At 40.4% G+C, this 26,592-nt stretch carries 23 protein-coding genes and 1 pseudogene; 22 read left to right on the forward strand and 2 right to left on the reverse strand.

What is annotated here, in order from left to right:
• Positions 1 to 28: 28 nt before the first annotated feature.
• The 4 genes from Dvar_RS19600 to Dvar_RS19615 are packed head-to-tail and all read left to right on the forward strand — an operon-like array spanning position 29 to position 3,667.
• The gene (locus tag Dvar_RS19600; RefSeq protein ID WP_419663614.1) at positions 29 to 1,042 is read left to right on the forward strand and encodes a Gfo/Idh/MocA family protein; all 1,014 of its coding nucleotides are present in this window, start codon (positions 29 to 31) and stop codon (positions 1,040 to 1,042) included.
• Complete coding sequence (locus Dvar_RS19605) at positions 1,039 to 1,950, forward strand: phosphoglycerate dehydrogenase (protein WP_419663616.1); 912 nt, start codon at positions 1,039 to 1,041, stop codon at positions 1,948 to 1,950. The genes Dvar_RS19600 and Dvar_RS19605 overlap by 4 nt, the downstream gene beginning before the upstream one ends.
• A gap of 8 nt (positions 1,951 to 1,958) precedes the next feature.
• Positions 1,959 to 2,648, forward strand: coding sequence for an acylneuraminate cytidylyltransferase family protein (locus Dvar_RS19610; protein ID WP_419663617.1), 690 nt, complete (start codon positions 1,959 to 1,961; stop codon positions 2,646 to 2,648).
• A 2-nt stretch (positions 2,649 to 2,650) separates the two neighbouring features.
• The gene (locus Dvar_RS19615) at positions 2,651 to 3,667 is read left to right on the forward strand and encodes a hypothetical protein (protein ID WP_419663619.1); all 1,017 of its coding nucleotides are present in this window, start codon (positions 2,651 to 2,653) and stop codon (positions 3,665 to 3,667) included.
• 141 nt (positions 3,668 to 3,808) lie between these two features.
• On the opposite strand, the pseudogene Dvar_RS19620 reads toward Dvar_RS19615, so the two are convergent.
• A pseudogene (locus Dvar_RS19620) lies at positions 3,809 to 3,953 on the reverse strand (IS66 family transposase); the annotation flags it as partial.
• Between the two features lie 52 nt (positions 3,954 to 4,005).
• Positions 4,006 to 5,097 carry an IS66 family transposase gene (locus Dvar_RS19625; RefSeq protein ID WP_419663621.1) on the reverse strand — a complete coding sequence of 364 codons (1,092 nt, stop codon included), beginning with the start codon at positions 5,095 to 5,097 and terminating at the stop codon, positions 4,006 to 4,008.
• 333 nt (positions 5,098 to 5,430) lie between these two features.
• On the opposite strand from Dvar_RS19625, the gene Dvar_RS19630 reads away from it, so the two are divergent.
• From Dvar_RS19630 to Dvar_RS19715, 18 genes are all read left to right on the forward strand, one after another.
• Positions 5,431 to 6,657, forward strand: coding sequence for a tetratricopeptide repeat protein (locus Dvar_RS19630; protein ID WP_419663622.1), 1,227 nt, complete (start codon positions 5,431 to 5,433; stop codon positions 6,655 to 6,657).
• Positions 6,658 to 6,670: 13 nt separating this feature from the next.
• Positions 6,671 to 7,648 (forward strand): polysaccharide deacetylase family protein, encoded by a 978-nt coding sequence (locus tag Dvar_RS19635; protein WP_419663624.1) that lies wholly within the window; start codon positions 6,671 to 6,673, stop codon positions 7,646 to 7,648.
• Complete coding sequence (locus Dvar_RS19640; RefSeq protein WP_419663626.1) at positions 7,626 to 8,705, forward strand: sulfotransferase; 1,080 nt, start codon at positions 7,626 to 7,628, stop codon at positions 8,703 to 8,705. Before Dvar_RS19635 ends, Dvar_RS19640 begins: the two co-directional genes overlap by 23 nt.
• A 65-nt stretch (positions 8,706 to 8,770) precedes the next feature.
• Positions 8,771 to 9,511, forward strand: coding sequence for a sulfotransferase family 2 domain-containing protein (locus Dvar_RS19645; protein ID WP_419663628.1), 741 nt, complete (start codon positions 8,771 to 8,773; stop codon positions 9,509 to 9,511).
• A gap of 184 nt (positions 9,512 to 9,695) precedes the next feature.
• Positions 9,696 to 10,610 carry an FkbM family methyltransferase gene (locus Dvar_RS19650; protein ID WP_419663630.1) on the forward strand — a complete coding sequence of 305 codons (915 nt, stop codon included), beginning with the start codon at positions 9,696 to 9,698 and terminating at the stop codon, positions 10,608 to 10,610.
• A complete protein-coding gene (locus Dvar_RS19655; RefSeq protein WP_419663631.1) occupies positions 10,588 to 11,223 on the forward strand; it encodes a CatB-related O-acetyltransferase in 636 nt (211 codons plus the stop codon). The genes Dvar_RS19650 and Dvar_RS19655 overlap by 23 nt, the downstream gene beginning before the upstream one ends.
• 2 nt (positions 11,224 to 11,225) lie before the next feature.
• Positions 11,226 to 12,137: a glycosyltransferase family 2 protein gene (locus Dvar_RS19660; protein WP_419663633.1), complete on the forward strand. Its 912-nt coding sequence runs from the start codon at positions 11,226 to 11,228 to the stop codon at positions 12,135 to 12,137.
• Positions 12,138 to 12,185: 48 nt separating this feature from the next.
• Entirely contained in the window at positions 12,186 to 13,139 is a 954-nt protein-coding gene (locus tag Dvar_RS19665; RefSeq protein WP_419663634.1) for a sulfotransferase family protein, read from the forward strand.
• On the forward strand, positions 13,136 to 13,984 hold the full coding sequence (locus Dvar_RS19670; RefSeq protein ID WP_419663635.1) for a sugar phosphate isomerase/epimerase family protein: 849 nt from the start codon (positions 13,136 to 13,138) through the stop codon (positions 13,982 to 13,984). The genes Dvar_RS19665 and Dvar_RS19670 overlap by 4 nt, the downstream gene beginning before the upstream one ends.
• Complete coding sequence (locus Dvar_RS19675; RefSeq protein WP_419663637.1) at positions 13,981 to 15,018, forward strand: Gfo/Idh/MocA family protein; 1,038 nt, start codon at positions 13,981 to 13,983, stop codon at positions 15,016 to 15,018. The genes Dvar_RS19670 and Dvar_RS19675 overlap by 4 nt, the downstream gene beginning before the upstream one ends.
• Positions 15,019 to 15,044: 26 nt before the next feature.
• Positions 15,045 to 15,779 (forward strand): cytidylyltransferase domain-containing protein, encoded by a 735-nt coding sequence (locus Dvar_RS19680; protein ID WP_419663639.1) that lies wholly within the window; start codon positions 15,045 to 15,047, stop codon positions 15,777 to 15,779.
• A 27-nt stretch (positions 15,780 to 15,806) separates the two neighbouring features.
• Positions 15,807 to 16,679 (forward strand): N-acetylneuraminate synthase family protein, encoded by an 873-nt coding sequence (locus Dvar_RS19685; RefSeq protein WP_419663641.1) that lies wholly within the window; start codon positions 15,807 to 15,809, stop codon positions 16,677 to 16,679.
• Positions 16,679 to 17,506 carry an SDR family oxidoreductase gene (locus tag Dvar_RS19690; RefSeq protein WP_419663643.1) on the forward strand — a complete coding sequence of 276 codons (828 nt, stop codon included), beginning with the start codon at positions 16,679 to 16,681 and terminating at the stop codon, positions 17,504 to 17,506. Before Dvar_RS19685 ends, Dvar_RS19690 begins: the two co-directional genes overlap by 1 nt.
• Positions 17,507 to 17,608: 102 nt before the next feature.
• Positions 17,609 to 20,044 carry a CDP-glycerol glycerophosphotransferase family protein gene (locus Dvar_RS19695; RefSeq protein ID WP_419663645.1) on the forward strand — a complete coding sequence of 812 codons (2,436 nt, stop codon included), beginning with the start codon at positions 17,609 to 17,611 and terminating at the stop codon, positions 20,042 to 20,044.
• A 54-nt stretch (positions 20,045 to 20,098) separates the two neighbouring features.
• Positions 20,099 to 21,679, forward strand: coding sequence for a radical SAM/SPASM domain-containing protein (locus Dvar_RS19700; RefSeq protein ID WP_419664137.1), 1,581 nt, complete (start codon positions 20,099 to 20,101; stop codon positions 21,677 to 21,679).
• 54 nt (positions 21,680 to 21,733) lie between these two features.
• Positions 21,734 to 24,211: an FkbM family methyltransferase gene (locus Dvar_RS19705; RefSeq protein WP_419663646.1), complete on the forward strand. Its 2,478-nt coding sequence runs from the start codon at positions 21,734 to 21,736 to the stop codon at positions 24,209 to 24,211.
• A 19-nt stretch (positions 24,212 to 24,230) separates the two neighbouring features.
• Positions 24,231 to 25,268 carry a polysaccharide biosynthesis protein gene (locus tag Dvar_RS19710; protein WP_419663648.1) on the forward strand — a complete coding sequence of 346 codons (1,038 nt, stop codon included), beginning with the start codon at positions 24,231 to 24,233 and terminating at the stop codon, positions 25,266 to 25,268.
• A 37-nt stretch (positions 25,269 to 25,305) separates the two neighbouring features.
• Positions 25,306 to 26,520, forward strand: coding sequence for an NAD-dependent epimerase/dehydratase family protein (locus Dvar_RS19715; protein WP_419663650.1), 1,215 nt, complete (start codon positions 25,306 to 25,308; stop codon positions 26,518 to 26,520).
• Positions 26,521 to 26,592 lie beyond the last annotated feature (72 nt).

The following is a 26,592-nucleotide window of genomic DNA, read 5'->3' on the forward strand; positions in this document are numbered from 1 at the left end:
GACTCCAAAATGAACGGGTTGTTTTAGAATGAATATTGGCATCATTGGGTATGGAAAAATGGGGAAGCTTCGTCACGGTGTTATTGGTAAGATGGGTGGGCACAAGGTGGCGCATATTTGTGATCCAGTCACATACCAGGGAGATTTCAGGTATTCCTCGGATCCTGACGAACTTATCAATGACACTGGCATTGAAGCCATTTTTATTTGCACTCCGAATTATCTGACCAAGGATCTGGTTGTTCGCTCCCTGGACTCCGGAAAGCATGTGTTTGCCGAAAAGCCTCCGGGTGTTTCTTCCGACCAAATGAATGAAATGATGGCGGCCGAGGATCGAAATCCCAGTCAAAAGCTTATGTTTGGTTTCAACCACCGCTACCATGAAAGTGTCAGGACTGCAAAACAGCATGTTGATTCAGGTGAGTACGGTAGAATCCTTTGGATGCGGGGACGTTATGGAAAGAGCGTGGATGAGACCTTCTTCGAAAACTGGCGCTCCGAGCGAAGCCGGGCAGGGGGGGGGATCCTCATGGATCAGGGTATCCACATGCTTGACTTGCTCATGCACTTCGCCGGCGGTTTCGACGAGGTGAAAAGCTTCTGCTCTAACCTCTACTGGAAACTGGACGTGGAGGATAATGTCTTTGCGCTGCTCAAAAACAGCGAAAACAATATCGTGGCTTCCCTGCACTCAACCATGACCCAATGGCGCCACCTCTTCGCCCTGGAGATCTTCTTGGAACGCGGTTATATGGTCATAAACGGCCTGATCACCTCCTCCATGAGCTATACCACACCCAGTGGAGAAGAAGTCCTGACCATCGCCACCAACCGCACGCCGCCGCCTCAGGCCATGCATGCCAGCGAGCAGCGGTTCGTCTATTCTGATGACAGTTCATGGGAAACGGAAATTAATGATTTTTTTAAGGCAATTGAAAACAGCACACCAATTCCTAGCGGGACCAGCCGAGACGGTCTAAAATTGATGAAAATGATTGAACGGATATATCAGAACGGAAGCCAACAGGGGCAACCGCATTGAAACCAAAAGTCTTGATCGGGACATCTTCATTTGGCAAATCCAATCCGGCACCTATAGAACTATTGAAGGAAAAGGGGCTGGAGGTTATTCAAAATCCTTATGGTCGAAAGCTGACTCGCGAAGAACTTATCAAACTTTTACCGGGTGTGGACGGGCTGTTGGCCGGACTTGAGACGGTGGATCGGGGAGTGCTGGAAACAACGAATCTCAAGGTGGTTTCCAGGTGCGGATCGGGTTTTTCAAATGTGGATATAGAGGCCTGTAAGGAATTTGGGATCATCTTTAATTATACCCCTTTCGGTCCCACCCAGGCGGTGGCTGAACTGACACTGGCCATGGTGATCACACTGCTACGGAATGCATGGAGCATGCATGCAAGCTTGTGTGAAGGCAAGTGGGACAAGCAAATCGGATTTCAACTAAAAGGAAAGACTGTTGCTATCATCGGGTTCGGCAGAATTGGTCACAAAACTGCGCATCTTTTAGCACCCTTCGAAGTTAATCTTATTGCAGTTGACCCTTTGCTGAGAGAAGTAGAGGGAGTCTCTCAAATGGAACTGGTGTCTGCTCTTTCCATGGCAGACATTATCATTATGCATGCCAGTGGCGAGGAGGTAATCATAGGCGCTGATGAATTCGAACTGATGAAAGACGGTGTATACCTGTGTAATGCAGCTCGCGGTAATCATCTGGATGAAAATGCGCTTTTGAACGCATTGGATTCTGGGAGAGTCGCAGGCGCGTGGCTCGATAGTTTTTCATCGGAGCCTTATTCTGGTCCATTGTGTCGGCATCCGAAGGTACTATTGACACCGCATGTCGGCTCCTATACGGCTGAAGGTCGATTGGATATGGAGATGGAAGCTGCAACCAACCTCATTGATGGCCTGCGCATAGGCTCATTCTGAATTTTTCCATGACTGTTTTGATACGTCCTGAAACCATTGCAATCATTCCGGCGCGCGGCGGTTCAAAGGGGATCCCACGTAAAAATATAAAGGATTTGGCGGGGAAACCCCTGATTGCGTACTCTATCCTGGCTGCACAAAAAGCAAGCTTTATAGATCGTGTGGTTGTGTCAACGGAGGATGAAGAAATAGCTGCGGTTGCAAAGTCTTGGGGAGCGGAAGTGCCATTCTTGCGTCCCAAAGAGTTAGCGACGGATCGGTCTGTCTTGGGGAAGGTAATGTCCCATACAATTTCACAATTAGGTGGGTTGACGGAAAAGCGCGCTTTTGTGCAGCTTTATCCCACATCTCCGTTCAGAACGCCGGCGTTTATTGATGAAATGCTAAATATTCTCTACAGCGGGTATAGCTCAGTAAAAACGGTTAAAAAGGTACATTTCGACCCGCAGCATCTATATATTATGGATCCAAATACAAAAGAATTATGTGACATCATGGGAGAGAACAGCCTCGTATGCAAACAGAAAACGTATTATAGGCCATATTCCGTTTTGATCGCGAATCTTCTACAAAAAGTTGAACGCCATTACTTTTACGAGATTACTGATAAATGCATGTTGATCGATATCGATACCCAAAAAGATTTGAAACTGGCAGAGACTGTCATAGAAAAAGATCTCTTTGATTTTGGTTTTTAGAAATGTTTTCAGCAGTCATTCCGATTCAAATAGCTAAAAGCCCGTTCTGGAATTCACCCGATGGGGTGGAGTGTATTAAAAAATTCTTTATAATGATGAATACGATAAAATATATAGATCAGTCGATTGTAGTGACGGCGGATCCACTGGTTTCCGATATAGCCGAACAATACCGCCAGGAAGTTATATTTTCAGATGACATCAAATGTTCAATGGATTTCTTTACGTTTGAAGAAACTGAAAAAATTTTAAAGCAAGTTGTCGGCTTACATCCACCACCAGCAGATGCATTTATTTTTCTGGATCATCGTAATCTATGTCTGACCAGATATCATATTGGGAAAGCGATTAGGACATATGTTCAAAAGCCGGAAACATGCGTGATCGGTCTTGGCCGTTGTGAGGATTATGCGTGTCAATTTCGAAGCTTTTTAGTTTTCAAAGATTGCTTTATCTTTTTGTTGGATGAAACAGGTTGGAATAATAAGAAATATGCAGCAGATGCTCGGAATACGACCGTAAAAGTCTTTGAGAAGGATTCACATTTCATCATATCATATCAACCGAGACATCAAATGAAAGAAAGTTTTTTTGTTCAGGCGATACCTTTTACGAAAATGGCTCCGATGTATGACAAGGTCCAAGAAGTTTATATTAAATCAGCAAATGCTACGATTTCGATTGAAAAGAAAAATAATGAAATTTCTGGATTTATATTCATTTTTTTTCAACCGCCAAAATCCGGCAGCTACGATACAATAGAGATGTTTACGCCTAAAAAAGGTTCCTGGGAGCTCTGTGAAACCGGTGGATATAATATCTCCGATAAAAAAGACGGTAGAATAATGGCTGGACGCCAATTGTTTCCCATAAATTATACATTTTCTGGTTCACTTTGTATCCTTGGTAAAGAACAAATAATAGAAAATAGAAAAAAATGTTTTGTGCCAATAATTATTGATCCATCCTGCATTGTGGTTGATGAAGTTGATTTTTTATCAGCTCAAATTCAAAATTAATCACACGTAAGCGTTCACGGGATAGGCACGGCAAGGATCAAATCCACGCAAGATCAGGAATCGATTTTTGGAAATAGGCTTTGACGCAATCCACAAGAACAGGAAAAGTTGCCTTTGCTTTGATACGGCAAGTTTCTCTTAGAGATAAAACACGTTCCACCCAGCGGTTTCCTTTTTCGCTTTGTGTGCCAAGGCTGCGTTTTCTCCACAGCACACCAAAGCGCAACGCTCTTTCGGCACGATTGTTGGTGGGCTCAACGCCTTCGTGATCCATGAAAACCCAGAGGTTATCAATTTCCCGGATGATTTGGCGTGCGAGTCTACCGGCATCGGTCTCATCAGATTCCCAAAGGGTGACGGTAAACAGAAAGAAGGTATAAAAATCCGACCACTTCTTTGGGGCGGGAGGCTCTTTGGCAAAATGGACCAGTTGCCTCAACCAGCCAGCGATGATTTCTCCAAAGCGTCGCAAATCGGCCTTTTTTCCTTTCCGCGAGTGCGTCGGCTTTGCGAATCAGATGGGCCAGACACGTTTGGCGGTTGACCCATTTACGATACAGACCATATCCATCGCTGACAAGGATTCCTTGCCAGTCCTGGATCAGGTGATCGAAGGCTTCTTTGGATCGATGAGGATCGATGCGATAAAAGGCGACCCGCTCATTGACCATGGCCCACAGCCAGTGCAAATCGTTTTCCCTGAACCATGAGGTCTCGTCGATATAGTTGCACCAGAAGCTGCGGGCGATCCGCCCGATCTCATCATACACCGGCAGCAGCGCTTCGGCGTTACGGTCGACGAGTTTTTGGATAGTTCCTGTAGAAATAGGGATTTGCAGTACGGATTCGCAAAACTGCTTGACGTCGTTTCTGCTCATCGCCTTGATGCCGCTCAGTTCTCCGACCAGGGCGGTAAAACGCGGGCCATAGCCGGTGGCCTGTTCCGGTGGAAGCTGGGCTTTGACGGTTTTGCCGCAGTTGGGACAGTCGCATTGCTGGAGAATAAAGTGGCTGACTTCCATCTCGATCTTAGGCAGTTCAATACGTTGGTGGACGTAAAACGGCTGCATTTGCTTTGGATCAAAGTGTGTATTTCCGCATGAGCAACGTTTCGGCATTAACCATTTGGAATCAGTCGGATCCAGTATTTGCTGCTGATGCGCCTTGTGACCTTTTTGTCCGCCCTTGGAACGATTGCTCTTTTTCTGTTTGCGTTGCTTTTTAGCAAAAGGCGGGTCTGAAGATGGCGGTTTGCTGGAATTATGAGAATTTTTTTGGGTACTCACTTCAAGCTTTTCAATGCGCTTTTCGTGGGATTCGACCTGCTTCTGCATATCGTCCAGCGTACGTTCCAGGTACATAATGTAATGCCGCACCATCTCTGGTGTCTGTAGCCAATCGAGCTCTGAGAAGGGTCTTTTGAGTGCCATGAAAAGCACTTTATCATAGGTAAAATAAAAAATCTAGCGATTTTTTCAATTATTTCAGACAGTTGCTGATGGCTTGTTTTTTCTTTTGTTTTCTGATGGTTACGACTGGAGGGTAAACATCCAGAATACCCCCTGAACGCTTACAATCACACTCGATAAAATAGAATGATAATCACTTCCACCATACCTAATAGCACGACACTGTTAAGTGTTGTTGAACACTTTCTGAAAAAAGAAGATACAGACAAAAAGAAGGACGTATCAATTCTTCTCGACCTTATTGAGACAGACCGGATATACTCGAATACATGCCTAAGGATGGCAGCTTGCCGCTTGCAAAATACCCAGATAGATCAGGCAGTTTCTCTAATAAAAAAAATAGATTTTAATGAGCCATTCGGACAGGTTGAAAATTTTGAACAGGTAAACCGTATTATATCTATCATAGCTCAAACAGATGCTGTAGATATCATTTTCCCTTTAATTATTGAGAGAATAGAAAAAAATAGCAAAAAAAATAATGAATATTTTTTAATAAAAATCCGGATCGCTCTGATATTGCACTCTATGGGCGACGTCATCAATCCGAGGCAATTATTGTCCGACATTGATTTTTCGATAGTTGAATCGTTGGATCAGCTACTTGTTCTTGGTAAAAACTTAGTTCGTTTGGGCATGTTCGTTCAAGCACTTGAAGTGTTTGATCTTGTAGAAAAAAAGGACGCTTCTTGCACACAGCATTTGTTTTATAAGGCCAACACCTACCTGTGTCTTCATAATTATAAACAGGCAACGAATTTAATCCATAGAGAAATATCCGAAAATGGAGAGTCGAACAGAGCCCTGCTGGCAAAATGTCGATTGCTTAAGTACGCACATCGCTATGATGAGGCACTGAAGATTATTGACTTTTTGCTGAAAAAAGAAAAAAGCCCTAATCCATATTGTATAAATCTGATTGAGAAAGGGAAAATACTGCGTTTAAATGAATGTATTGATTCAGCCCTCACCTGTTTTCGAAAGGCCTCTGGCGTCGTTAAGGCAAAAAAACTTTGGCGGATGGTGGCATTTTTTGAGTACTCAATATCAAATGCTTGTTTGGGAGATTTTGAAAAAGCGATTGAAATTGCAATGGATGGTCATAGGCTTACAGTGGATAATAAAAAAAGTCATTATAACCCATCTAGTGTTTTAAAAGATTACCTGATCCAGACAGCATCAACCTTAAATAATAGAAATGGGCATTTAGTAGAAAAAAATTATAACTCAAATCTGTGGCCCGTAGCCTCCTTTCCTTATGATATTTGGATCGACTTTCTATCTATATGTATATTTAGTAGCTTTAAACCTATCAATGTTGGGAAAATAATTGAAAAATTTATTTCAGACCCGCGAATGGAAAAAAGTCATGATTTGTTAGAAACCATGAAAAAAACGAATGATGGTTGCTTGAAATTAGAAACTATAGAAGTCCTGGTTGATGCTTTGTGGCCATACTTATCAGGTACATCCTATAGAAAATCATTAATGAGATTTATGGTCCGGACTGCGTTATCCTAACAAGAATGTAAGAATGGAATTCTCTAAAATAAAACCTTTTTTAAAAAATAGACTAACATCTGTTTTCTATCATATTGTAAGCGAAAGACCATCAATATTGGTGAAAAATTTGTATCGACCAAGAAGCTATGAAAAATTTAAAGAGGATATCGAATTTTTTTTGAAAAATTTTAATCCAGTTTCATTGGTCGATATCGAAAATAATATTGAAAATGGATGTCCATTGCCTGAATATCCATTGTATTTAAGCTTCGATGATGGACACTGTGAAAATTATCAAAACGTCGTAGATTTTCTTTTAAAGAGATCTTTTCCGGCGACATTTTTTGTGGCGAGTTCAACAATCAATAATAAAAAAATTCTTTTACCTCACTTGAAATCAATTATAATTGAAAAAATGAAAACTATTAAAATTTCTCAACTTAAAAAATTGGCGCGTGAGCTTAATATGCCAATTCGTGAAAATTCTAAAGGCGATTTATTAAAAGAAATTAAATCGGTTAGAAATTATTCTACAGACGATACTCTTAAAAAAATTGCCAATATTATTGAAATTGATGAAGATGAAATTTTGAAAAAGAATGCTCCATATTTTAGTGAATATGATCTTTTATGTTTAAAAAACAGAGGATTCACAATTGGTTCTCACTCTCATAATCATTTTAAGTTTTCAACCATTTCTGATGAATGCCAAGCTGAGGAAATTGGTTTGTCAATATCGACTGTCAGAAAAATTAGCGGCGAAAAAAAAGTCGCATTTTCTTTTCCGAATTCAGGTGCTTTCTTAAATGATGAAAAGCTTGAAAAATGGGCGATTGAATACTCTATATCTTGTTTTTTTGATACTAGTAAGTATAGGCCTAATACAAAGATAAGAATCAATCGTATTTCGTTTGACAAATCAATGGGTTCAAATGCAGAACCTGAAAAACCTGCAGATAATATCATTAGAGATACTTATATAGAATATGAAACACGTTCTGATAAATAGTCACCTCAGATCCGGTGGTTCGCTTCTCGCAAGACTTTTTGATAATCATCCATTGTGTATTTCATTTCCAATGGAAATGAAATATGCAAAGAAAAAAGTTTACTGGCCGGATTTAAATGAAATTTTGACCAGGAAAAATTTTGCAGCTTTAATTAATGAAACTGATATCGACTGGACATTCGGAAAAAACTATCATTTTATAAATGGGAATAAAATTCTACCTAAAGATTTATATGGGAAAAAAATTATTAATTTTTCTTATGAGGAATTTTTAGAGGCCCTTAAAGCGGAACTCTCAAAATTAGAAGTGTGGACTCACGAACAAATTATTAATTCAATCGGAAAATGTTTTTTTAGGTGTTGGGATAATGGAATACATTTCAAAGAAGAATGCTTATATTTAATCAATCATATGTCAATGATGTGCTTTGCCGGAGCGGATTACTTTTTCAGATATTTCCCAAATGGAAGAATCATACATTCCATTAGATCCCCTTGGGATTGGTATGCCTCAATGCAAAATCATTTCCGAGCGAATGATGATGTCAAATTTTTCAAATATTCAATGAATTTGTGGCGAGAGAGCACAATAAGGGGTATTCAAAATTCTAACACTTTTAAAAAATATCTATTAATACGATACGAAGATTTAGTTTTAAATTGGAACAAAACCAAAATAAAGTTGCAAGAATTCTTACAGATAGAAAATATCCAGGATGTCCCGACAATTGGTGGTCAATGTTGGAAAGGAAATTCGTCCTATGGCCCAAAATTATCGATGAATTCAAAATCCGTATTCATAGCAGATAAAATACTGTCAAAAGAAAAAATTGATTATATAAAAGAAAATTATGGCGAATTAGCATCGATTTGTGGCTATACAGTGGATTCATTAAAAGCTTTTAGAAACCAAATTTTCTATAAAGATGAGTTGCTTCAGATTATTATTTCATTGTCTGAAAAATTCGAACTTGAGCGACTGCGCAACGATACAAAAAGATTTTCAGCACTCCTATATAATACACACAGAGATTACATATCAAAAATTAGAAAATAAGTAACAGCATGTACTAATAATTTTGGTATTTAAAAATTAAAGAAATATTTGCCTGTAAATAAGATATGATTAAAAACTCTTGTCTTTCATCATTACATATTATTGTCCATGTCGGTAAGTGCGGCGGACTATCTATACGTGATCATGTAATTGAAAATTTACCGGATAGTCAATATATTGATCTTTATGGTTTCGCAAATCCACAAATACCCCCATTGAAAAATTCAAAAGATGTAGATGATTACTTGAAGACAATAAATAAAAAAAATACAAGAATCGTTATGGGACATTTTTCCTACTACGGTATCCATAATAGGCATTTTCCTAAAAGTCAAAAAGTGCGCTATATAACAATGCTAAGAAATCCATATGCAAGATTATTATCGCATTATAATTATCTGATAATGGGAGTTCAAGGAAAGCAAGCGAGAAGAGGCGTAAGGCGTGATGATGGAACGATTCGAACAATCAAGGAATGGATTATCGAATTTGCTTCATTTAATAATTACATGAGTAAATTTTTATACAGCAGAATGTGTACATCGGACTTAATTTGGCCAGACAATTTTAATGACGAACAATATGAAAAGATGATTAAAAGTTTGGATAAATTCTATTTTATCGGAGATTTAGAAAGAGCTGAGAAATCGTTTTCGGAAATTTATAAAATGATGGATTTGCCAGTAAAGGGGCCACATTCTAATCAATCAATAATTAAAGAGAAAAAATTAAAAAAAACAGAAATAGAAATATTTGAGAAATACAATAAATACGATATTGAGCTTTATCGAAGTTTAAAATCTTAGGTACCATATTAAAGGGGGGGGGGAATCGAAGCTCCACCTGTTCGATAGTGCGTGGTAATTTTGTACGAGGATTGGGACTCGTGAAGCCAGCACTAATAGCAAGACTTGACTATCCCATTATATATCGTAAACTTGTGAAATTTAACATGACTGAAATAATGATGGATTGTGATATTGAATACCCATGATATATTATTACGATAATAAAAGAAGCATCTCAGACTGGTATATAAAACTGCTAAGGGAAAATATCTTTACTATCACTATCCCTGGCTTTTTTTATCAGTATTCGATAATGCGGTTTTTCTTAAAAAGGACTTTTCCATTTCAATCTGTTAAAAAGGGAGATAACGTCTTACAAGTTGGAAGTGCCGCCTGGACATTTGATGCTGGCGTTTCGCAAACTGCTATGCTTTCTACACTAGTAGGAGAAAAAGGTAATGTTATTGTTTTCGAACCGGAGAAGAAAAATATCGAATATCATAAAAAGTATTGTAGAAGATATGGAATCAAAAATATTTATGTTGAACCATTCGGGGTATGGTCAGATAGCGGTCACTTGGATTTTCTAATTCACCAAGAATCAGACGGGGGGCATGTAAGTGAAAAAATATATCATTGGAGGGGCGGGAAGGATACTAATTTTAAAAAAACTACAATACATGTAAAAACGCTTTCATCTTATCTCGATTTAAAAAAAATAGTACCTAAATTAGTTAATATTACAGTTAATGCCGGAGAATTTAATGTGCTTCAAGGAGCCGAAAAATCTTTCAAAGATATAGGAAATTTTACATTTCCGATATTTGGTCCCAGAAAATGGTACAAAGATGCGATTGAGATGTTAATCAAATCTGGTTACAAGGTCGTATTATCTGATGCGCCGCCAACCTTAAGGGGGCGGCCAGTATACAGAAACCAAGCGAATAAAATGTGTAAAAATAACCCACAAAGAATAGTCGCGTTCGCGACAAAAGATATTTCAATATTACCCCAAAAAAGGTTAATCCCGATTGAGAAATTGAAGAGGGAAAGGCAAACTTACGTTTTTATTCAAAACCACGCAAATACAAAAAATGAAAAAAAAATTAAAGGATGAGGTACGAATAGGCTCAAATGTTAGAAATGAAGCCGAATTTGAGGGATGTAATCAGATTGGTGATAACAGCACGCTAATAGGGAATGTGCGAATTGGTTACGCAAGCACATTAGGTGATTCCTGCGTAATTCGGGGAAATATTTCCATAGGACGGTATTGCTCGCTTGCTGAAAGAGTATCAATATTTTCGAAAGATCATCCGATAGATCATCCTGCCATTCATGTAGGAAGGTTATTTCTTGGCGGTAAAATGAAAGCATATCAACCAGACTTACCTATCCTGATTGGACACGATGTTTGGATGGGATGTTCATCAATTGTTTTAAAAGGTGTTAAAATTGGAAATGGCGCTGTGATTGGTGCAGGTTCAGTCGTAACAAGAAACATACCAAATTATAGTATTGCTGCAGGAAATCCAGCAAAAATAATCCGTGAAAGATTTCCGATATCAATTCAGGCGCTTTTAAATGAATTAAGATGGTGGGATTTGACAAATTCACAACTTGATCAATTTATAGATTTTTTTCAGACAGATCTCACTGAAAATGTTGAAAGGTCCAAAGAGTTGATAAAAAATTGCATTCAGAGAAAGGCAGCTTTGTTGAGGAAGTAGGTATGGGACGAATAGGTAGGGGGCCTCTAAAAGGAGAAAAGAGCGGGTACAAGCCAGCTGATACAACTATTGTTGTGCTTTGTTGCGTCCCTCATTTTAATAATTATTATGAAGAACGTTTCGAGATCCTCAAATATAATATCGCCTCTTTATTAATGCATAGTGGGGATAATTACGATCTCCTTGTCATAGACAATAATAGTCATGCAAAAGTTGTCGATTTTTTAAATAGACTGAAAGACAAGGGCCATATTGACCATCTGATTTTAAACAGCAAAAACATCGGCCTTAGCGGTGCTTTAAATATTGCATACTTTGCCGCTCAAGGCACTTACATTGCTTTTTCGAATGATGATATTTTTTTTCACCCAGGGTGGCTTGATAAGCACTTGGAAGTTATCAAAACATTTCCGAAAATCGGTCTCGTAAGTGGACAAACGGCCGCAGGACAGGACAGGCAAGATGAAATAACTAAATTGACTGAACATCACGACATCAGCTGCAGAAATTTTAAAATCCCTATTGATTGGATTCAGCAGTTCACTAAAAGTATTGGGCTCACAGCCGAAAAATGGCTGGAAAATAAACGGGTGAACCAAAATCGCGATACCTATTTAATGCAACGAGGAAACGTTAAAGCTTTCAGTGGGAAAACAGGATACTCATATGTTTTTAAAAAATCTATTTTAAATGAGATACCTTCTTTTCCATTCGAAACGGGTATGTGTGCCGGTGATAGCACCGACAGGAAATTTGCATTGGCTATAAGAGATGCAGGCTACTATTGGTTGACAACATTTGAAAAAACAACTGAACATATGGGGAATTATTTGGAACCTGAATGGTATGAGAAATTTGAAAAGTATCATATCACAGAATATTTAAGGAATTTAGAGGAAAACATAAAAAGCTGATAATGGCAATGCGCTACTGATTTGCCCTCCTGAAATATTGTTTTTCCTATGCATAAAAAATTATATAAGATTTCAAAGCATTTCCCGGATTTTTTTGTAGTCGGTGCTCCCAGGTGCGGAACAACCGCTATTTGTTCTTATTTAGCGGGACATCCTGACATCTATTTTTATAGGAAAAAGGAGATTAATTATTTTTCTTTCGATATGAACCGACCCTGTGTAGCCAAAAATCTGTCCGAATATCTGGATCTTTTTGCCGGCGGAGAAAATAATCAACTAATCGGAGAAGGGTCAGTCTGGTATCTATACTCAAAAGTGGCAATTCGGGAAATAATGAAGCATAATCCAAAAGCTAAAATCATTATACATCTCCGCAATCCAATTGACTGGTTCAGGTCATGGCACGCTCATCGCGTTTTTACGTTGAATGAGGACTTGATTGAACCTGAAAAGGCATGGGACTCCCAATATGAGCGAATGAAGGGCCGGATGATTCCAGAGTTTTGCAGGGAACCGGAACTCTTGTTTTACAGGCAAAATGCATTATTTGGGGAACAGGTAAAACGGGCCTTTGCAGTTGTCCCGAAAAAACAGCTTTTTTTTGTCGTGTATGATGATTTTAAAAAAAATCCCCAAGACGTTTATGAAAAAATATTGGTTTTTTTAGACTTGGAAAGTGACCATCAGATGAGTTTTTCGAGAGTCCATGTAACCAAAAAACATCGAAATATTGAAATGGCACGTTTGCTTAAGAGGCCCACGGAAAATGTTAGATTGATTTTTGAAACGCTTGATAAAATGGGTATCGGCTCGGAAATCAGAGACAAAATACAGGAATGGAATACGGTGCATGGCGAACGTATAGAATTTTCAGAAAGGCTTATAAAAAAACTTATCCAGGCATTTGAAAATGACGTATATGCTTTGGGGCAGCTGATCGGAAGGGATCTCAGTCATTGGTTGGAACTTTCAAATAGCGGCCGCCAAAAAGGTGTCGCATGATAAATGTCGGCATCATGCAGGGACGACTTTCCGAACCGCCATTAAACAGAATTCAGGCGTTTCCGGTCAACACCTGGAAAGATGAATTCCAAAATGCACGACAGTGCGATATTGCATTTATTGAGTGGCTGTTCGAGGATGATCGTTCTTATGTTAATCCGATAACTTCCGAAGCTGGTCGGGAATCTATTCAAGACTGCATTGAAAGGAGCGGGGTAAGGATATCATCCGTTTGCGCTGATTATTTCATGCTAAATCTTTTTTTCCGTGTTTTGGAAGAGGAACGTGCGCAAAATATCCGTATGCTTGAGTCCATCATTCGTTACACACATGAAATCGGAGGGGAAACAGTCCTATTACCTGTCCTGGAAACATCGGAAATACGAAGTAATAGAGAAATGCGTGAACTGGCTGAAAGTCTTCAAAGACCTTTGGACCTTGCGGAATCGATGGGGGTGCGAATCGGACTTGAAACGGAGCTTGAGTCTCAAAAATACCTTGAATTGGTAAATCGCATAGACCATCCTGCAATCGGGGTCTACTACGACACAGGCAACGCAGCCGCCAAGGGCTACGATTGCGCAAAAGACATAGAGCTTCTGGGGTCTTTTATAGCGGGGATACACTTGAAGGATCGAAAAATCGGCGGCCCCACGGTTCCTTTGGGAAGTGGAGATGTCGATTTCCCAGCAGTGTTTGAGGCAATCATCCGGGTGAGATTCAGCGGGACACTTGTTCTTCAGGCCGCTCCTGGCAAAGATTATCTGGGTATTGCAGCCGGATATAATCGATTTGTACGGGAGGCCCTTTCAAAAGCGGTAATATCGGTAAAGGTGGTGATGTGAAAATACTGATGATCGGATTGGGCGGTATTGGACAACGACATGCCCGAAATATTCGTCGACTCATGGGAGACTCGGTGGAAGTTTTTGCCTACAGAGTCCGTGGGCTTACTCATGAAATTACTCAGAAATTAACGGTAAACGATCAAGCAAATGTCGAAAAGCTGTTGGATATCCGATCCTATACGAATCTGGATGAAGCTTTGAGTACACATCCGGAGGCCGCCTTTATCTGTAACCCCAGCAGCCTTCATATTGAATCAGCTACAATGGCTGCAAAAGCTGGATGTCATTTATTCATTGAGAAGCCGCTGTCTCACTCTCTGGATGGTAATGAAGAGCTGATAAGAATCGTAAAACAAAAAGAACTTACGGCAATGGTAGGGTTCCAGCTTCGATTTCATCCCTGCTATTTGAAAATGAGAGAACATTTACTGAATAACGATATCGGGATGCCTTTGGCTGTCAAGGCAGAGGTGGGCGAATATATGCCCGGGTTTCACAAATACGAAGATTACAGGCAGATTTACGCCGCTAAAAATAAATTAGGGGGGGGCGTCGTGCTTACCCAAATCCACGAAGTGGATTATTTATACAGTCTGTTTGGTGTGCCGGAGTCCGTTTATGCCTTGGGAGGGCATTTGAGCTCACTTGAAATTGACGTTGAAGATACCGCGTGCATTTTGATGCAATGCCGGAACAATACTAAGGTTCTTCCAGTCTCACTGCATATGGATTATTTGCAAAAGCCACCCGTTCGTACATGCGCCGTTGTTGGTGAGTGTGGAAAAGTTGAGGTGGATTTTGTCAATCTAACAGCCTGTCTTTATAATGATCAGGGGCAATTGTCTGAAAAGTCGGAGTATCATGAGTTTGACCGTAATCAGCTTTTTTTAGATGAAATCAGTCATTTTTTTGAAAGTATTGAAAATCAATCGCAACCTCTTGTATCGCTTGAAGAGGGCCTTGCCAGCCTTCGCGTGGCATTGGCCATAAAGGCGTCTTTGGCTTCCGGCAAGCCCGAATACCTGAATTAAAGGAGTTTACAATTCATATCCTCGCATTGATACCCGCACGTGGCGGCTCAAAAAGTGTACCCCGGAAGAATATTATATCGATCGCTGGGAAACCGTTAATTGCATGGTCAATTGAACAGGCATTGTCTTCAAAGTTGATAAACAGGGTGGTCGTCAGTACCGATGATTTGGAAATAAGCAGCATCGCAAAAGAATATTGCGCGGAAGTACCATTTCTTCGGCCAGAAGAGTTCGCTCATGACTTGTCTCCCGATATCGATGTTTTTCGCCATGCTTTAGACTATTTCAAGGATACTGAAAATTATGTTCCAGACTTGATCGTCCATTTACGACCAACAGGCCCCGTACGAAATGTCGAGAAAATCGATAAGGCCATTTCAATAATGCAGGAAAACCAGTCGGCAGATTCGTTGCGATCCGTATCTGTTTCCCTCCAAACGCCGTATAAGATGTGGCTTGAAAAGGATGGATATTTGCAGCCAGCATTAACCTTGCCTGGAAAATCCAATGCGCATTCCTTGCCGAGGCAGGAGTTACCGGTGGTTTATTGGCAAAATGGGTATGTGGATGTGATACGCCCCCGTGCCATTTTGGAACAAAATTCAATGTGCGGCCGTCATGTTTTGCCATATGTGGTCGATGAACCGATTTATGAAATTGATTACCCCGAAGATTTGATAAAAGTGGAAAAAGCGCTTCATGCTCTCGCCAAAGGGATATCTATTTGTGCGGTTTCAGATAATTACCGCCTCCCCGTTTAAAATCAATAGAATACACCGGAGAAAACCATGAGTGAATCTATCTTGGACATAGGCTCATACCATGTAGGTTCAGGGCACCCTTGCTTCATAATTGCTGAAATTGGAATAAATCATAATGGTGACATCGACATTGCAAAGAAATTGATTGATTCGGCTATACATGCCGGCTGCCAGGCGGTTAAGTTTCAAAAACGTACAGTTGATATCGTATTCTCCGAAAAGGAATTAGCAAAATTCAGAGAGTCCCCGTTTGGTGATACAAATGGTGAACTCAAGCGGGGATTGGAATTCGGACAGGAAGAGTATGAAATTATCGACGGCTACTGCCGAAAAAAGGAAATAATATGGTTTGCATCCTGCTGGGATGAAGATAGTTTGGAGTTCATCGAACAGTTTTCCCCGCCTTGTTATAAAGTGGCGTCTGCTTCTTTGACCGATGACAACCTTCTGAACCATCATAAAAAATATTCCGAACCCAAAATTCTTTCTACAGGAATGAGTTCCTTAGCTCAAATTGATCATGCGGTCCAAATTTTTGGTGAAAAAGACCTGGCTTTGTTGCATTGTCACAGCACTTATCCGGCAAATAATGAGGAATTGAACCTGAACTGTATTCAGACATTGCGTAATAGATATCAACTACCCATAGGGTACTCTGGTCATGAAGTGGGGCTTGTGACTTCGGTTGCTGCAGCATGTTTAGGAGCATGTATTATCGAACGCCATATTACACTGGACCGGTCCATGTGGGGGAGCGATCAGGCAGCATCTGTTGAGCCCCATGGTATGAAACGGATGGTCAGTTACGTTCGAGCGGTGGAAGCCGCTATGGGGGATGGGGAGAAAAGAGTCTGGGAGAGCGAGGTGCCGGTGAGGCAAAAGCTCAGGCGAATTGGATAATGGATACATTTTCGCAATTCAATTTGGATGGGAAGGTTGCCATCATAACCGGAGCGGCGGGCTTGCTCGGACCTGAACATGCTTCGGCTTTGGCGGAGGCAGGTGCAAACCTGATCCTCTCAGATCTGAAAGAAAAAGAATTAAAGGCCGTTTCCGCTAAGCTGTCCCAAGCGTATCCGGTTGAAGTGATGGGTGTTTCGGCTGATGTAACTTGTTATGCATCGATAGAGAAAATGAAGGAAATCGTATGCTCAAGATTTGGCCGAATCGATATCTTGATTAATAACGCTGCAAACAACCCGAGCTTTGATGCGGCTTCTGAAGCACATTTTTCACGTTTTGAAAACTTTCCCGATGCAATGTGGCAAAAGGACATCGACGTCGGATTAACCGGTGCATTTAATTGCTGTAAGGCATTCGGGTGTTATATGGCTGAAAATGGCGGCGGCGTAATACTCAATATTGCTTCCGATCTTAGCATAATTGCACCTGACCAGAGGATTTATCAGGATCCAAAAAAATCATGTGACGATCAGTTGGTAAAGCCGGTGACATATTCAGTAGTGAAGCATGGGATAGTGGGATTGACGAAATATCTGGCGACCTATTGGTGTCAAAAAAATGTCAGAGTGAACTGCATATCTCCGGGCGGTGTTTTCAACAACCAGGATTCTCAATTTGTTTCCAGATTGACAAATTTAATTCCCATGGGGCGGATGGCAGGCCGAACCGAGTACAAGGCCGCTATCCTTTTCATGACATCTTCAGCTTCTTCCTATATGACCGGGTCTAACATAGTGATTGATGGCGGCAGAACGGTTTGGTGATATAATTCAAAAAGAATGAACAAGCGCAGATGTATAGCCATTTGGCTGCCTTACCTCTTCTCCATTCGGGACTTTTTATTCACTAGTGCATGGGATGAATTGGTGGCGCATCCGGAATTTGATTTTAAATTTTTGACCTCAAATACTTTCGTACTGAGAACAATTGCTGAGCGAGGTGTTCGACATATTCAGGCGCGTCGCCTGCCGGAAATAAACGGACGCAGTAATTGGAAACAAAAATTTGACCGGGGATATCTCTATCCGTCACTGCTTTGTCGATTCATTGCAATAAACAATCTGTCGATAACAAATATCAGGAAAGAAAAGAGTCTGGTAGATAGACTAGAATATCAGATGTATACAGGCTTTAATAAAGGGCAATTGGTGACATGGCCTTTTGAAAAAAGCAGAGTTTTTTACAATCTTCTATATAATCTGCGCCCTCGCATTTTTAGCCCCCCAGATCCAGTCCGATTAAAATTCTTAAAAGAAATTTCTCCCGATCTATTTATGATTGCCCGCATTCACAATCCGGAAACAGTCGGATGGCTAAAAGCCCTTCAAAGATTGAACATCAAAACGGTTGGCTATGTCGCGAGTTGGGATCAGACCACCACACAGGGACCGACCCCCAAGGGGTTTTATAAAATTGCGGTTGCAAGTTCCTACATGAAACAGGAGATGGTTCAATATCATGGTATTTCGAAAGACTGCCTTCGTGTTGTCGGAAAACCGCAAATGGATATTTTTACAAACAAAAATAAAATTCTTTTAAAAAAAGAGTTTTTCAATAGTATAGGGATTAAAGATCATTCCCAAAAAATGATATTGTTCGGTAGCAACGTCGGGGTGCTGGGTGTCCATGAACCATCCATTGCGAAATGGATTGTCGATGCGATTTCCGATGGAAATATTAAGAACGCAATATTTTGCATACGGCCCCATCCTCAAGATAAAGAATGGAGAGTGAAGTTTTCATCCATATTACATTCAAAACACGTCGTGACGATAAAATCACATCGTTTTACCGAATCGGATTCAACCCAAACGGGCCATGAAGATCAGGTTCTTTTCGCAAATCTTTTATACCACTCGGATTTAGTGATTCAAACAAGAGGATCTATGGCATTGGATGCGTTTGCATACGATAAACCGGTTATATCTCTTGCCTTTGACGGGGATAAGAATAAGTACTATGAAGATTCTATCGCACGAGAGTATGAGTATGAACATTATCAGCCGCTCGTGATGCAAAACAGTACGTGGCTCGTCAGTTCAATGGCTGAGCTGAGTGAAGCAATAAAAAGCTATTTGGCTGATCCACATCTTCACGCTTCCGGCAGGGAAAAAATCAGAACATCGCACATCGCGCCTTTGGATGGTAATAGCGGGAAGCGTATAGTAAAATTTATTATTGACTCAGGCAGTGAAACCCCTTGCCCCTTCAAAAAACACTCGGCCTGCCACAGCAGTACCCCTGAAAAAAATAAAAAAAATAAAGTCTCATTCGATATCCGCTCTTATTTGCAGACTATACCAGAGGCACGAAGGAACAGAAGATTCGAAGTCCCCCTCAATAACATAAAAGAATTGTGGCTGAAAATTTGCCCCTATCCACCCGTGTCAGATTCTCCAATTCTGTTGATTAAAAGAGGCCGCGCCTTTTTGTTAGAGGGTCAAACTCAGAAAGCGATGATTTGCGCTGAGAATGCGCTTTTCATTGAGCCGTTCAATCTTGATGCGCTACGTTTAAAATTCGATATTCTCTATAAATTAGATGATTTCAAAGGGGCGCTTTTCATACTTGGAAAAATTCTGCAATTAGAGCCCGATGATGCCATCTCTCTGAAGCATAAGGTGATGTTGTTGGTCAACCTAAATGAAGCGGAGAAGGCGCACCGGGCAATTAAGACGTTGTTTAAGTGCTCGCAAACCGACGCATCGCTGCACGGCCTGTATTATAAAATCGGACTCCAATTATTGAAAAAAGGCGACAGAGATGGGGCTAAGGAAATATTTGAGAATATCATAAATTCAGGAGTGGCTCAAAAAGAAATTATGGCATGGGCAGCTTTCAAATATGGTGAGGACTGTCTGGATCATAAGATGCGAGCCATGGCGACTTCTTATTTTAAATTGGCACTTTTATATAATCAAAATCATATCAAGGCAAAAATATATCTTATTTCTAATGACGAACCTCTAAAAGTTTCAACCGGAATAGTGGAAGACGGTTGTGAGGGATTGATCTGCATACCTCTTGATGATCCATTTGAAATTGAGATGTGGGATTATTATTTTGACAGGCGGAAACCGGATTATATCGAGATTGATACCGATAAAAAAAACTCAATAAATAAATTAGAATTACTGCCAAATCTGCTGATACGCCATCTTTCACAAACTGGAACTGCCGTAGTAAACATGAAATGTGAAAGGAACGCACTCATTGATCAAGTCGGGGAAGTATTCTCACATCGGTTCAATATCAGCCAACCAAATGAAAATACATTTCATATTACGCATATCCAAAAATAGCGGGAATTAGTATGGCAGATAACATTTCATTCTGGAGTTTTAAGTAAAGTGGATATGTCGCATTCTTTAGAAAAATTGAAAGTCGCCGAGAGGTTTTGGACAAAAACAAGAAAAAATATTAAATCGGAGGATAAGTCCTTTTTTCGTCATATCAAGGAATATTCCGATGACATTGAAACCTTTTTGTCACAGAAAACCTGCGGCAGTTTTTTAGCCGGCTTTGGACTATATGAAGGGATGGAAGAGGACGATGCGTTTATAATGGTAATGGAAGACGCAGCGAATCGTCTGTATCTACAGGGAAAATATGAAGCCGCTGAGAAACTTATCCTGGATGTTTACCGTATGAAATATGAGGATTTGGTAACCGACAGAACATTTAAATATGTGAAACGCGTTAATTTTGAACTTACTTCCATATGCAATTTGAAATGTAAGTATTGTACGTTCGAAAGCGGCAAACGGAAAAAACATATCAATCTGGAATTGTTTGAAAAGATCCTGATGGATATTGCCGAATGTCATCCAAGACTTCGAACGCTGGCACTTTACATGTCTGGCGAATCGCTCCTTCATCCCGGTTTTATTGAAATCTTAGAAATTGTTAGTGGTATTCAGGAAAGAAGCGAGGATTTCAGCCCTGAGGTTTACCTGCATACCAACGGCACTTTATGGACCCCTGAAAAAAATGATGCAATTATGGGCACCGGAGTGCTGGATCGTGTCGTTTGGAGTATTGATGGGGTTGATAGGGATTCTTTTGAGGATATGCGCGGAGTGAAAGGTATCTATAATAAAGTTTTGCATAACTTCGAGTATTTTTTAAATAATCATCCAGAAAAGGTAAAAGCCTGGGTAAACAATTTACGAGAATCCGAATATTTAGGAAAGGAATGTCTGGACTCCCGTCTTGAGTCGCTGCTTCAAAGAGCGGATATGGTTCAGGTTCAACCACCCAGGGATCTGAATCAATCCAATCTTACCGCCAATGAATATAAGGGTGAAAATAAATCGTTTTGTGAATATGTATTTCATACCGTGGTTATTACCACAGATGGTCAAATGAGCTTATGCTGTACCGATTACAATTCTGAAAATGCCTTTGGAGATTTGAAAAGCGACTCTTTTTCAGATGTATATTACAGCCACGATAGAATGGACATGCTAAAAAATATGAGCATCGGTCAAAGGCGTCGTATAAGAGGGTGCATGAATTGCAATTTATTGCATGGGGCTTGGTATGAGGGCTCTGAAAACAGCGGTTTTATAACGAATTTTCGCGAATTTAAAGAAAAGCAGGCTTTGCAGAGACTTTGGAAGATGTTGTCAAAACAATATGGGCCAAAAGAGATTGTAATTTTTGGCGCAGGAAAAAAAATTGCTTATATCTACAATCAGGTGAAATATATGGATCATAGCATGGTTGGCGCCGTTATCGATAATTACAGAAGTCCATACAGCTGCCTTTTTGGGCACAAGCCGGTTTTTCCAGATCAATTAGGAAATATATCACCTAAAGCGGTGATTGTTACTTCTCGATACGTAAAAGAAAAGATGACTGACCCTCTTAGGGAAATGTTTGGCTCATCAGTTGAAATTATTGATTTTTTTGAGCATATTGAATTTAATCTTTAATCCCTCCTGAAAAATACAAGCCTTTTATAAAACTGATAGAAAGTTCTCAATACAATGAAAAAATGGAAAACCAATCCAATGTTCAGCGTTATCCTGTCCAACTATAACTATGAAAAATTTATTGGAGATGCGATCAATAGTGTGCTTCAGCAGACGTTTGATGAGTTTGAACTGATTGTCGTCGATGATGGATCAACTGACGGGTCGAGGGATATAATAGATTCGTTCAATGATAAAAGGATAGAAAAAATATATAAATCGAACGGAGGGCAAGCTTCGGCGTTTAACGCAGGGTTCGAAAAAGCAACCGGAAGATATGTGGCATTTTTAGATAGTGATGATTTGTTCGATTCTGACAAATTGGAACGCGTATACGCTAAATTCGTGGAGAAGGATTATGCACTGGTGCAGCACCAACTGAGGGTAATCGATCAGAATGGCAATTTGAAAGAAGATCGTTTCCCAGGAACATTGGAAATCGGTGAAGGGGATATCCTCAAACGATATCACGGCTACCTCAGGACCGATTATTTCTCATCCTCTAGCGGTTTGGCGTCGCCTAGGCGCATATTGCGAAATATTTTTCCGATTGATGAAACCAAATGGCGAATTTGCGCAGATGGTCCAATATCCAGGCCTCTACCAATTTTCGGGTTGACCTATACACTGGAAACTCCCGCGGGTACGTACAGGATTCATGGTAAGAATAATTGGATGGAAACCGAGCGAAGGGAAAATAGCTTGGGTCAGGTTCAATACGATCTGGTGGAATATACTAATCGATTCCTGTATCGGTGGAATAAGAATATTCGTATGGAAAGCAGTATAGCACCTGAGTTATTAGATCGATATGGAATAAAAGATGTCTATGTTTATGGCGCAAGCCAATATTCCTTGTTGTTATTGTTGTCAGGATCCATTCCGGCACATATCAACATTATAGGCGTTATTGATGACAGTTTCGAAAAAGATACCTTTCTCAAATTTCCAATCATCCGTCATAAATCCTTAAAAAAAATGAATAAGCAGACGGCGGTAATCGTTCCGAATAAGCATAACTATCCAGAATTTATCGAAAAATCAATAGGTTTGAAATTTGAGTACATATTTGCATGCCACGGTAAACAGGATTTTCTCAAGAAATCTAAATTGTATATCGAAAAACTGCTTGAGGTTTTGCAAAGACGTAACCACCGGCGTATTGCGCTTTTCGGTCTCAATTTTCAAACGGTTAATCTGATCTTGTCTGATGTTTTTTATAAAAATTCCGGGATTCAAATTGAGGCTATTTACGATGAAAATCCAAAAATTTATAGTCTATTAGGAATTCCTGTTCTAAAAAGCAATAACAGTGTTTACACCGAATTTGATGCAGTCGTTGTGTTGGATGAGCAAAATGAACCTGGATTGTTCATGAAAGCGATTCGGAAATTTAAGAAAAATGTTTATCTTTTTCATGGCCCGGTTAAAACTCTAAGGGGTAACAGGAGCGATCACGAGGATATTCGTAGAAAATTCGTAAATAGAAAATCTAATAAAATAGCGATATTGGGGGCTTCCTATTTCACACAGTGCCTTTTGCAAAGCGGAAATTTGGACGAATTTATCAAAGTTTCGTGCATAATAGATAGCCACCAGACCTTAGACTCAGAATTATTTGGAGTCAAAGTTTACTCTCCTGAAGATAAAAATATCCCCGAATTTGATGTGTTACTCATACCGCCCGGTTACAAAAAAAAGTATCATGAAGAATGTCAACGATTCAATGGAAAGCCGACGTTGGCTTTGCCTGAGAATGTTAACGACATTGCAGTGGTATTCGATTATTTAAGAAACAATAAAAGGAATCCAATTATGTTTGATGTTGGTGCGAACATGGGAACTTCCTTTAAACCGTTTCTTTCGGACGGATGGGAAGTGTATGCATTTGAACCTGCTGAAAGAATGAATAACTATCTTCGTGCGGCATACGGGAAGATAGACAACGTCCATCTCATAAAGCAGGCGCTTTCAAATAAAGAGGTTAAACAGTTGCCGTTGTTTATTAGCGATGTTTCCGATGGCATCACCGCTCTTTCGGATTTTCACTACAGCCATTGCTTTTCCGAGTATGTGGAAGTGACAACCCTTGAATCATTCCTTTCTAATTTCGATATTCCTGAAATTGATTTTTTGAAAATTGATGTGGAGGGCTATGATTTTTTTGTGTTGCAGGGGAATGATTGGAATAAATTTAAACCCAGGGTGATTATGTGCGAATATGAAGAAAGAAAAACATTACCGCTTGGCTATTCGACAGCAGAATTGATTCAGTTCCTGGATGATTTGGGATATCGGATGATCATTTCAGAGCTTTTTCCAGTATGTGAATATGGCAATCAACAGAGATGGCGGGGTTTTGTCGAATATCCCCAGAGATTGTTCGATGATGATTCATGCGGAAATATCATTGCTTTCAGAGAAAAATCGGACTATCGCAAGTTTGTTGATGGCGTGTGGGAGAAAAATTATAATTTCAAATCCATGGCATAAACCTATTAAGGTTGAGTTATTGAATTCATTCTTCAACGATAAACGCGTCCTCGTTACCGGTGCCTGCGGTACTGTGGGAAAAGAGCTGGTTCGTCAGCTCTTGGAGGAGAAAAATGTAGAAGAACTCATTGCGCTTGACAATAACGAAAGCGAACTTTTTTTTCTGGAACAACAGTTTTCATATCACACCAATTGTCACTATTTTCTTAGCGATGTCCGGGATCGGGATAAACTGACCAGAAAGATGAAAGGGATAGACATAGTTTTTCATACCGCCGCGTTCAAACATGTGATCCTATGCGAAAGATCCCCTTTTGAAGCAGTTCAGACGAACATCCTGGGGGTCAACAATATCATTTATGCGGCCATTTCAAACAACGTAAAACGTGTCATTTTTACCAGTTCGGATAAAGCAGTGAATCCTACCAATGTCATGGGTACTTCGAAGCTTATGGGCGAGCGTATTATGACGGCAGCCAATAGCAATCAACGACAAAAGGGCCCTATATTTGCGTCCACAAGGTTTGGAAATGTATTGGGCTCCCGCGGGTCCGTTGTCCCCGTTTTCAGAGAGCAGATTAGAAATGGAGGGCCAATAACCTTGACAGATCCCGAAATGACGCGTTTCATCATGAGTATCAAAGATGCAGCCCGACTGGTCATAGAATCATCCTTTTTTTCATGCGGCGGAGAGGTTTTCGTTACCAAAATGCCAGCTATTAGAATAAAAGACCTTGCTGCGGTTATGATTGAGCAATTGGCGCCCCGTTATGGGCATCCCCCGGAAGAAATTGCCATTGAGCTAATCGGAGCCATGCCGGGGGAAAAAATGTACGAGGAACTGATGAACCAGGAAGAAACACGCCGTTCCTGGGAACTGGAGTGCTACTTTGTGGTCCTGCCAGCCTTCAGTGGTATTTATCACAAAATCGATTATAGCTATGCGGATCCGGTGTTAAAGAAAGTGGATGCCCCCTACCATTCCGGAAACGAGAAGCCGCTTTCAAAATCGGAACTTGGCGCTTTCTTAACAAAGCACAACATAATAGAGTTTTGAGATGGTGTTTATGACCCGTAACTAAAGGAAAGATGCCATGCATGTATTGATTCTAGGTGGCGACGGTTACCTGGGGTGGCCGACAGCAATGTCTTTTTCTAAAAGAGGATATCAAGTTACGGTTGTTGATAACTACTTTCGCAGAAATGCATGTATCGAACTCGATGCAGGCATACTATACCCTGTACCGACACTGATCGAGCGTGCAAAAATATGGTATGAACTCACTGGCAAAGAAATCAAGATCGTCATCGGGGACTTGACCGATCCGGAGGTGATGCGATCATTTTTTACCGGTGGTGTTGAATACCAGTTTGCAATCCATCCGACATTTGCAGGTATTCCGCAAACCGTTGTCCATTATGCAGAACAGCCTTCTGCACCCTATTCCCTTATTAACCACAAATACGCCAACACAACGATTATAAACAACCTTCTGGTGACCAATAATCTCATGTTCGCGGTTCGCGATTTTTCAAGGGATACACATGTGATCAAGCTTGGGACCATGGGGGAATATGGAACGCCGAATATCGATATCGAGGAAGGATGGATTGAAATTGAGCACAAGGGCAGAACGGGACATTTTCTCTTCCCACGACAGGCAGGCTCAATTTATCACACTACAAAGATTATGGACACAGACCTTTTATGGTTCGGTGTCCGCACATGGGACCTGAAAATAACGGATCTAATGCAAGGTCCGGTCTATGGCCTAGAAACCGAGGAGTCCATTTATGACCCGAGGCTCAGGACGATATTTAATTATGATGAAATCTTCGGAACTGTTTTGAACCGATTCATCGTACAAGCAATTATTTCGCATCCATTATCGGTTTACGGGAAAGGCGGCCAGACAAGGGGATATCTAAATATAATGGATACCCTTCAATGCATTCATAAGGCAGCAAGCACTCCGGCCAAAAGGGGGGAGCTTCGAATTTTTAATCAGATAATGGAAACCTTCAACGTAAATCAGCTCGCTCAAAAAGTGAAAAAGGTAGGGGCAGATTTAGGATATCCAGTTGAAATCAAGCACTTTGAAAACCCGAGGTTTGAAGCCGAAGAACACTACTATAATCCTACCTACCAGGGGCTTGTTGAACTCGGTGTCGAGCCTCATTTTTTAACTGCCGAGGTACTCGAGGGAATATTTCGAGTTGTGGCTGTGTATAGGGACAATATTCGAAAAGACTTGATTTTTCGAGGTGTTAATTGGTTGCGAGACGAAAAAACTACTATTCAGCGATAAGCATAAAGAAAAAACAAAAAGAAGCTTTTCAGTATTAGCACTGAATAAATAACATACTAAAACAGAAATCCA

It is taken from the genome of Desulfosarcina variabilis str. Montpellier, assembly GCF_048565275.1.
Lineage (GTDB): Bacteria > Desulfobacterota > Desulfobacteria > Desulfobacterales > Desulfosarcinaceae > Desulfosarcina > Desulfosarcina variabilis.

Bases quoted from the DNA above. Each gene is read 5' to 3' on its own strand.
- Dvar_RS19670 (WP_419663635.1), top strand. From the start codon at position 13,136: ATGATAAATGTCGGCATCATGCAGGGACGACTTTCCGAACCGCCATTA.
- Dvar_RS19660 (WP_419663633.1), top strand. From the start codon at position 11,226: ATGGGACGAATAGGTAGGGGGCCTCTAAAAGGAGAAAAGAGCGGGTAC.
- Dvar_RS19600 (WP_419663614.1), top strand. From the start codon at position 29: ATGAATATTGGCATCATTGGGTATGGAAAAATGGGGAAGCTTCGTCAC.
- Dvar_RS19615 (WP_419663619.1), top strand. From the start codon at position 2,651: ATGTTTTCAGCAGTCATTCCGATTCAAATAGCTAAAAGCCCGTTCTGG.
- Dvar_RS19645 (WP_419663628.1), top strand. From the start codon at position 8,771: ATGATTAAAAACTCTTGTCTTTCATCATTACATATTATTGTCCATGTC.
- Dvar_RS19640 (WP_419663626.1), top strand. From the start codon at position 7,626: ATGAAACACGTTCTGATAAATAGTCACCTCAGATCCGGTGGTTCGCTT.
- Dvar_RS19665 (WP_419663634.1), top strand. From the start codon at position 12,186: ATGCATAAAAAATTATATAAGATTTCAAAGCATTTCCCGGATTTTTTT.
- Dvar_RS19690 (WP_419663643.1), top strand. From the start codon at position 16,679: ATGGATACATTTTCGCAATTCAATTTGGATGGGAAGGTTGCCATCATA.
- Dvar_RS19625 (WP_419663621.1), bottom strand. From the start codon at position 5,097: ATGGCACTCAAAAGACCCTTCTCAGAGCTCGATTGGCTACAGACACCA.
- Dvar_RS19705 (WP_419663646.1), top strand. From the start codon at position 21,734: ATGAAAAAATGGAAAACCAATCCAATGTTCAGCGTTATCCTGTCCAAC.
- Dvar_RS19715 (WP_419663650.1), top strand. From the start codon at position 25,306: ATGCATGTATTGATTCTAGGTGGCGACGGTTACCTGGGGTGGCCGACA.
- Dvar_RS19635 (WP_419663624.1), top strand. From the start codon at position 6,671: ATGGAATTCTCTAAAATAAAACCTTTTTTAAAAAATAGACTAACATCT.
- Dvar_RS19650 (WP_419663630.1), top strand. From the start codon at position 9,696: ATGATATATTATTACGATAATAAAAGAAGCATCTCAGACTGGTATATA.
- Dvar_RS19685 (WP_419663641.1), top strand. From the start codon at position 15,807: ATGAGTGAATCTATCTTGGACATAGGCTCATACCATGTAGGTTCAGGG.
- Dvar_RS19655 (WP_419663631.1), top strand. From the start codon at position 10,588: ATGAAAAAAAAATTAAAGGATGAGGTACGAATAGGCTCAAATGTTAGA.
- Dvar_RS19610 (WP_419663617.1), top strand. From the start codon at position 1,959: ATGACTGTTTTGATACGTCCTGAAACCATTGCAATCATTCCGGCGCGC.
- Dvar_RS19700 (WP_419664137.1), top strand. From the start codon at position 20,099: ATGTCGCATTCTTTAGAAAAATTGAAAGTCGCCGAGAGGTTTTGGACA.